The sequence below is a fragment of the Mesorhizobium sp. M7A.F.Ca.MR.148.00.0.0 genome (assembly GCF_003997735.1).
GTDB lineage: Bacteria > Pseudomonadota > Alphaproteobacteria > Rhizobiales > Rhizobiaceae > Mesorhizobium.
Genome location: NZ_RZTB01000205.1, coordinates 1 through 5,247 on the forward strand (window position 1 = coordinate 1; position 5,247 = coordinate 5,247).

Here is a 5,247-nt window from a genome sequence, read left to right on the forward strand (position 1 = left end):
TTGGGCTGCGGAGCAGCTCCAGGGGTCTGCGCCGCGTCGCTACGCTCCTTGCTCCGCCCGTGGATGACGAAGCGATGGGCGCTACTCGTCGTCCAAACCGCCGGCCGTCGGCTTGCCTTCTATCGCCTGCCGCAAGGCGTCGTTGATGCGGTCCTGCCAGCCCGGCCCATCCTCCTGGAAGTGGTCCAGCACGGCGCGGTCGATCCGGATCGAAACAAGCTCCCTGACGCCTGGAGCGGCGGAGGGCTCACGAACCGGCGCGGCCGGCTTCTTCACCGGCTTGAAAGCCGCTTCGGCGGCCGCCATCGGATTTGTCGGTCGGCGCGGGGGATTTGCCATTGGGATGACCCTGACTGAAGACGATTCGTGCGCAGCACGCTTGCGCCACCATAGCCCAACCAGCGCCGTCGCGCAGGCCCCTTTGGTCGGGACGATTACTCGGCTGCTTGAAGACTTTGCGCGTCAATGATGACCCTGATCTCGGCGCGGCAGGAGCCGCAATTCGTACCGGCATGCAGGGCCGCGCCGATCGCCGCGACGCTGCCGCAGCCGCGGCGCACCGCTTCGGCGATCTGGTTGGCGCCGACGCCGAAGCAGGAGCAGACAATGGCGCCGCGATCGACGTCGACCCCGCCCGGCCGTCCGGCCACGATCGCCAGCCTTCCGCGCCGGTCGACATGATCGGCACTTAACTGTTCCGCCGCCCAGCCGCGCGACACGGCGACCGGGCCGGGCGCGACGAACAAGGCGCCTGACAATTGATCGCCGTCGAAGGCGGCGATGCGATGCTGGCCGGCGTCGCAGTCATGATAGGCGAGCATTTCCGCACCCGGTGACGCGCCGAACAGTGACCCGGCAAAGCCGGCCCAGTCGATGTCGTCTTCGGCAAAGGCAAGCTCGACCCGCCAGCCGCCCTTGCATTTGGCCACGGCCCAATAGGCCGCGGCATCGGGCGACGGCCTATGCCGCGTCACCGCAAAGCCGAAGGCTTTTGCGGCGAATTTCTCGATGCGGGCGGCGACATGTTTCAGCGCCGGCTGGCCGGAAATGGGATCGGTCAGCGGCGCGGTCAGCGTGTCGAGCCGGCCCTTTGCCGAGAACTGATCGGTCCAGTGCATCGGCGCAAACAGGCTGCCCTGGCGCTGGCGTATCGTCACCAGCGCGCGGACCAGCACGTCACCGCGCGGGCTGGAAACGCGCACGATGTCGGCGTCGCCAATGCCAAAGCGCTGCGCATCCACCGGGTGGATCTCGACGAAGGGCTCGGCGATGTGCTGCGAAAGCCGCGGGCTTTTGCCGGTCCGCGTCATGGTGTGCCAATGGTCGCGGATACGGCCGGTGTTGAGGATCAGCGGATAGTCGGGACTGGTGCGGACTTCCGTGGTCGGGCGGATGGCGATGAAGCGCGCCTTGCGATCGGGTGTGTAGAAATTGCCGTCGGCGAAGAAGCGAACCTGGAGCCCAGTCGTGCCGACCCCTTCTGGCCTGCCGGCCATCTCCCCCTCGAGGGGGGAGACTAGCAGGATGGCCGGCAGGCCAGAAGGGGTCGGCACGACCGGGCGCCGGCCACTGGAACGGCTCAAGCGTTGCGTAGGTCTCGCCATCAACTCCGCCGTAGACGCCAATATCGAAATCCCGCGCACCATCATTCTCGAACCCCGACAGCGCGGCATGCTCGGCAAACACCTCCCCTGGCGTCGCATAGGAAAACGCCTCGCCGAACCCCATCCGCTTGCCCACCTCGGCGACGATCCGCCAGTCGGGCAGCACCTCGCCGGGCAGCTCCAAAAACGCGCGCTGGCGCGACACCCGGCGTTCGGAATTGGTGACGGTGCCGTCTTTCTCGCCCCAGGCGGCGGCGGGCAGCCGGACATGGGCGTGGCGGACGGTGTCGGTCCGGGCCAGCACGTCCGACACCACCACGAAAGGGCACGCCTTGATCGCCGCTTCGACGGCATCGGCGTCCGGCATCGAATCGACCGGGTTGGTGGCCATAATCCACAGCGCCTTGATGCGCCCGTCGGCCAGCGCCTGGAACATCTCGACTGCCTTCAGGCCGGGCTTTCCGGCCACAGTCGGCGCGTTCCAGAAGCGCTGAACACGGTCGCGATGGTCGGGGTTTTCGATCTCCATATGGGCGGCGAGCATATTGGCCATGCCGCCGACCTCGCGGCCGCCCATGGCGTTGGGCTGGCCGGTCACCGAAAACGGCCCTGCTCCGGGTTTGCCGATGCGGCCGGTGGCGAGATGGCAGTTGATGATGGCGTTGACCTTGTCGGTGCCGGATGACGACTGGTTCACACCCTGGCTGTAAACCGTCACCGTTTTCGCCGTCGCTGCAAACAGGCTGTAGAAACGGCCAAGCTCGTCCTCGCTCAGGCCGGTGGCGGCGGCGACGCCGGCCAGGTCGAGCGCCGATGCGGCGAAAAGTGCTTGCCCGAAGCCGGTCGTGTGCGTCGTGATGTAGGCGCGGTCGAGCGCATTGTGCTGGCCGAGATAAGCGAGCAGGCCCGTGAACAAAGCGACGTCGCCATCCGGCGCGATCGCCAGATGCATGTCGGCGATGTCAGCGGTCATGGTGCGACGCGGATCGACCAGCACGATCTTCATCTCCGGCCGCTTCTCCCGCGCCGCCGCGATGCGCTGGTAGAGCACGGGATGGCACCAGGCGAGGTTGGAGCCGACCAGCACGATCAGGTCGGCCAGTTCCAGATCCTCGTAGGTTCCCGGCACGGTGTCGGAGCCGAAAGCGCGGCGGTGGCCGGCGACCGAGGAGGCCATGCACAGGCGCGAATTGGTGTCGATGTTGGCCGAGCCGACAAAACCCTTCATCAGTTTGTTGGCGACATAATAGTCCTCGGTCAGCAACTGGCCGGAGACATAGAAGGCGACCGCATCGGGCCCATGCTCGGCGATGGTCTGCGAGAAGGTCGAAGCGACCAGGTCGAGCGCCTCGTCCCAGCCGGCGCGGCGGCCATGGATCTCCGGATGAAGCAGCCTGCCGTCGAGGTCGATGGTCTCGGCCAGTGCCGAGCCCTTGGAGCAGAGCCGGCCGAAATTGGCCGGGTGGTCGGGGTCGCCACGCACGGACACCTCACCGTCCGCGGCGACCTTCGCCAGCACGCCGCAGCCCACCCCGCAATAGGGGCAGGTGGTCCTCACCTCGCGCGCTTCGTCGATCTCCATTGGTCAGGCCGCGCGGCTGGCCAGCGCTTCCAGCGCAATGAACAGATGCTCGCCTTCGACCCGCACCGGAATGGTGCGCACCGCGCCCTCGTCGGCGCCGAGCGCCTTGCCCGTCTCCAGCGAAATCACCCAGTTGTGCAAGGGACAGGTCACCGACGTACCGTGCACGATGCCCTGGCTGAGCGGTCCACCCTTGTGCGGGCAATGGTCGTCGATGGCGTAGACCTGATCGTCGGCGGTGCGGAAGACGGCGATCTTGCCTTCTGGGGTGGCGACGCAGCGCGCGCCGCGGCGGGGGATGTCGGCGATGGAGCCGATGGCGATCCAGTTCATGATTGTCACTCCGCCGCCTGCGCAAACCCGACAGAGGCCATCGGCCGGAATTCGTGCTTGTCCTTGCCGGAAACGCGTTCCGACCACGGATCGACCTGGGCGAATTTCTGGCTGAAGACGAAGCGGTCGTAATAAGCCTTGCGCTTCTCGCCATCGTCCATGATCTGACGCTTGATCTCGGGGATGCCGATGCGTTTGGCCCATTTGTAGATGCGCTCGAGATAGCGACCCTGCTCGCGATACATCTGCGTCAGCGCCACGATATGCTCCAGCGCCTCATCCTCGGTCTTGACCAGGCCCAGCACCTCGGTGCCCTTGATGTCGAGGCCGGCCGCGCCGGCGAAATGGATCTCGTAGCCGGAGTCGACACAGATCACGCCGACATCCTTGCAGGTCGCCTCTGCGCAGTTGCGCGGACAGCCCGACACCGCCATCTTGACCTTGGCCGGCGTCCACGAGCCCCACATGAATTTTTCGATGCGGACGCCAAACCCTGTCGAATCCTGCGTGCCGAAGCGGCACCAGTCCGAGCCGACGCAGGTCTTCACCGTGCGCAACCCCTTGGCATAGGCGTGGCCGGAGACGAAGCCGGCCTGACCGAGATCGGCCCATACCGCCGGCAGGTCTTCCTTGCGGATGCCGAGCATGTCGATGCGCTGGCCGCCGGTGACCTTGACCATCGGGATTTCGAACTTGTCGACGACGTCGGCGATGGCGCGCAGCTCCGCCGCGTTGGTGACGCCGCCCCACATGCGCGGCACCACCGAATAGGTGCCGTCCTTCTGGATGTTGGCGTGGACGCGCTCGTTGATGAAGCGCGACTGGTAGTCGTCGGCGTACTCGTCCGGCCAGTCGCAGACGAGATAATAGTTGAGCGCCGGCCGGCATTTGGCGCAGCCGCAGGAGGTCGTCCACTCCAGTTCCTGCATGACGGCGGGAATGGTCTTCAGGCCCTTGGCGATGATCAGCCGGCGCACCTCGTCATGGCCGAGCGTCGTGCAGCCGCACATCGGCTGCACCGCCGCCGGATTGTATTTGTCGCCGATGGTCAGCACCATCAGCTTCTCGACCAGCCCGGTGCAGGAGCCGCAGGAGGCTGAGGCCTTGGTGTGGGCGCGCACGTCGTCGAGCGAGGTCAGGCCCTTCCCCGTAATCGCGCCAGTGATCTTTCCCTTGCAAACGCCGTTGCAGCCGCAGATTTCCGCATCATCCGGCAAGGCTGCAACGGCCGCCATAGGGTCCAGCGGGGCACCCCCCTGGTAGGACTGGCCGAAGATGAGCGTGTCGCGCATTTCGGAAATATCGGTCTGCTTCTTCTTCAGGTCGTTGAACCAGGCTCCATCAGCCGTCTCGCCATAGAGCACGGTACCGATGATGCGGTCGTCCTTCAGCACCAGGCGCTTGTAGACGCCGGCGGCCGCATCGCGCAGCACGATCTCCTGGCGGGCCTCGCCCTCGGCGAAGTCGCCGAGCGAGAACAGGTCGATGCCGGTGACCTTGAGCTTGGTCGGCGTGTCCATATGGACGAAGGCCGCCGCTTCGTTGCCGGCAAGCTGGCTGGCTGTAACGCGCGCCATCTCGTAGAGCGGCGCGACGAGGCCATAGACCTGGCTGTTGACCTCGGCACATTCGCCGAGCGCGTAAATGTCGGGATCGTTGCTGCGCATTCCGGCGTCGACGACGATGCCCCTGTTGACTGCGATGCCGGCCTGTTTCGCTAGCGCCGAA

At 66.1% G+C, this 5,247-nt stretch carries 3 protein-coding genes and 1 pseudogene; all 4 read right to left on the bottom strand.

The window, feature by feature from the left end; genetic code table 11:
- Positions 1-81 precede the first annotated feature (81 nt).
- A complete protein-coding gene (locus tag EOB49_RS32710) occupies positions 82-339 on the bottom strand; it encodes a BrnA antitoxin family protein (protein WP_127383392.1) in 258 nt (85 codons plus the stop codon).
- Between the two features lie 95 nt (positions 340-434).
- Positions 435-3,186 (bottom strand): annotated as a pseudogene (locus EOB49_RS32715) (molybdopterin-dependent oxidoreductase).
- 3 nt (positions 3,187-3,189) lie between these two features.
- Positions 3,190-3,519: a nitrite reductase small subunit NirD gene (nirD, locus tag EOB49_RS32720; protein ID WP_127326485.1), complete on the bottom strand. Its 330-nt coding sequence runs from the start codon at positions 3,517-3,519 to the stop codon at positions 3,190-3,192.
- Positions 3,520-3,524: 5 nt separating this feature from the next.
- The coding region (gene nirB, locus EOB49_RS32725) for a nitrite reductase large subunit NirB (RefSeq protein WP_164781895.1) at positions 3,525-5,247 on the bottom strand (1,723 nt) is incomplete at its 5' end.

Excerpts from the sequence above, each read along its gene's own strand:
- nirD (WP_127326485.1), bottom strand. The coding sequence starts at position 3,519 with ATGAACTGGATCGCCATCGGCTCCATCGCCGACATCCCCCGCCGCGGC.
- EOB49_RS32710 (WP_127383392.1), bottom strand. The coding sequence starts at position 339 with ATGGCAAATCCCCCGCGCCGACCGACAAATCCGATGGCGGCCGCCGAA.